Genomic DNA, 2,284 nt, shown 5'->3' on the forward strand with positions numbered 1-2,284 from the left:
TTCCTATGTTTTCTAACACCCCGTCATGCTGGTGGGGGTCTGAGTTCTCGTCTCCAACCTCGCCGCCCGCTCCCGCCGCCTGGAGGTAATCGCTGTGACCGACGCGGCGCACCTGGCCCGGATCCACCGCACGGCCGCCCTCGCCCAGTCCGCCAGCTCCGCCGACACCGTGGTCGACCACGTGCGGCACGAGCTGGCCGAGCTGCTCGGCCTGAGCGCCTGCCGCTTCGAGTACGGCACCCTCATGGGGCGGCACCCGCGCCTGGAGAAGGACGGCACCATGACGGTGGGCCGCCGCACCTGGGATGCGGACACCGGCGGCTGGCCCGAGGGCGACATCGAACTTCGGGCGTACGGCAACGGCCACTACCTCGGCCGCTTCATGCTCACCCCCGGCCCAGGCCCCGTACCCCCGCTCCAAGCCCGCCTGGTCGCCGTGACACTGGCCGACCAGACGGGTGCCGCGCTGGACACGTCAGGACCGGTGCGCAGATGGTGACACCCGGCCCGGCGCATCCCCTTTCGCGATCCTGATGCCGTATCGGTCGCCCAATGGAACGGCACCGCGCACCCCCGTCGTTCCTCTCGATATGACGTCAACCTTGCACCTCAAAAAGGTACTTGGCCAGCGCTCCCAGAACATGGTGATCTGGGGCGACGACGGCTCACGCTCCGGCTCGCCCTCGAACTGGACGCGGTGTGCGGAGAGGTCGTCACCGAGGTGCTGCCATCCGGGACCACGAGTACGGCGCCGGAAGTACCGCGCTGCACGACGCCCCGCGCTCACCTGTCCAGCTACTCGTCTCCGCGCGCCCGGACGAGTGGACGGGCGGCCGGTGTCGAGCGGGCCGTCGCGCTGGCCCTGACCTACCGCGACGACCAGGTCAACATGATGGCCGCCCTGTTCGCCCGCACCCTCAACCCCTCGGTACGGTTTGTGGTGCGGATGTTCCACCGTCGGCGAGGCCGGCACCTGGAACGGCTGCTGGACCGCGCCGCCGGTCCGTCCGACGATCCCGCGCAGGACACCTCCACCACGGTGCTGTCGGACGCCGACACCGCCCTACCGGAGTTCCTGGTGGCCGCCGCCGTCGGCCATGGCCACACCCTGCAAGTCGAGGGCAAGGCGGTGGCGTCCGCAGCAGGGCCGGGTAACTGCGGGCTGGCGACCGGGTGGTGCTCGCGACGACCCGGCAGGGGCTGGACATCGTGACGACGGGCGTGCAGCCGCATCCCCCGGGCCAGAGGGCCTGAGGAATCGACGGGGAGGAGCTACTCCAGCCCGGATACCTTGAACACGGCCAACGCGCACTCGCGGTCCATGCGGGCCGAGAGGCGGCGCAGCGCGGTCTGCCCGCACAGCAGCAGGCCGTCGGCCGCCGACCGTCGGGCGCTCTTCTCCAGGCGGTGCCACAACTGCGGGTTGTGCACCAGCACATCGGGATCGATCTCGACACGCGCGCCGAACGCGTCCAGCAGCCGGAGCGGTTGGGAGACGCCGTCCAGGTAGCGGACGGACACCAGCAGGTCCGTACGGATCCGGCGCTCGCGCAGCAGCCGGCGCGAGGCCAGCCAGTTCTCGCCAGCCGAGACCCGCGCCGGGCACAGCACGAGGAACAGCAGCAGAGCGAGCGCGAGCCAGAGGGCGCCGCGCAGGAGCGTGAACCGACCCGAGCCGCAGTCGATGAGCAGCAACAGAGCGAGCAGTGCGCCGACGCAGCGGACGGAGTCCTTCACGTCCTGTGCCCAGCGGTGGTCGTGCACCGCGTCCCCAGTTGTGTCTGCGCTAGCGCCTGCCGCTGGCCTGCGCGCGTTGTCGCGGCGTCCCATACCGGTGACGGTAGAGACAGGGAGGGCCGGAACAGTGCATTTTGGCGCGACGTTGACGGACGACGAGCTGTCCTTGACGCCGCCCTTGCGGAGTTGCCGCAAGCGGTGGAGACCGTTGCTGTCGCCTGGCACACATGGCCGTCAAGGTCTCGTCAAGGTCAGGCGGGTGGGCGCGAAGATGCCGCAAGGAATGGCCAGTTGCGGTCGGAAATGGACGGAACCTGAGTGCACCCGCGCACCGTTCAGCCCTCGTGCGCGGCCGAAGGAAGAAGGAGCACTCAGCCATGTCCCTCCTAACCCTCGAGCCGGGCGCGAACCCTGCCGTCGAAGAACCCCCCGATACCGGCGAGCGGCACCGTCTGACCGCCGTCACCGGCCTCGCCGCGCTGTCGCTGGACGCGATGGCCTCGGTGGCGTACGGCCCCGAGGCGATCGTGCTCGTGCTGGCGGCGGC

The 2,284-nt window shown here is 70.3% G+C and carries 3 protein-coding genes; 2 read left to right on the forward strand and 1 reads right to left on the reverse strand.

All coding sequences use genetic code 11. The annotated features are described in order from the left end of the window. Nucleotides 1-94 precede the first annotated feature (94 nt). A complete protein-coding gene (locus ACFW2E_RS43305; protein WP_384476613.1) occupies nt 95-499 on the forward strand; it encodes a hypothetical protein in 405 nt (134 codons plus the stop codon). 198 nt (nt 500-697) lie between these two features. Further along, nucleotides 698-1,213, forward strand: a complete 516-nt coding sequence (locus tag ACFW2E_RS43310) for an NAD-binding protein (RefSeq protein ID WP_384476616.1) — start codon at nt 698-700, stop codon at nt 1,211-1,213. Nucleotides 1,214-1,272: 59 nt separating this feature from the next. Here the strand turns inward: ACFW2E_RS43310 and ACFW2E_RS43315 are convergent, their stop codons facing one another. Continuing rightward, nucleotides 1,273-1,764, reverse strand: a complete 492-nt coding sequence (locus ACFW2E_RS43315) for a hypothetical protein (RefSeq protein WP_384476619.1) — start codon at nt 1,762-1,764, stop codon at nt 1,273-1,275. Between the last annotated feature and the right edge of the window lie 520 nt (nt 1,765-2,284).

The sequence above is a fragment of the Streptomyces sp. NPDC058964 genome (genome assembly GCF_042741275.1).
Lineage (GTDB): Bacteria > Actinomycetota > Actinomycetes > Streptomycetales > Streptomycetaceae > Streptomyces.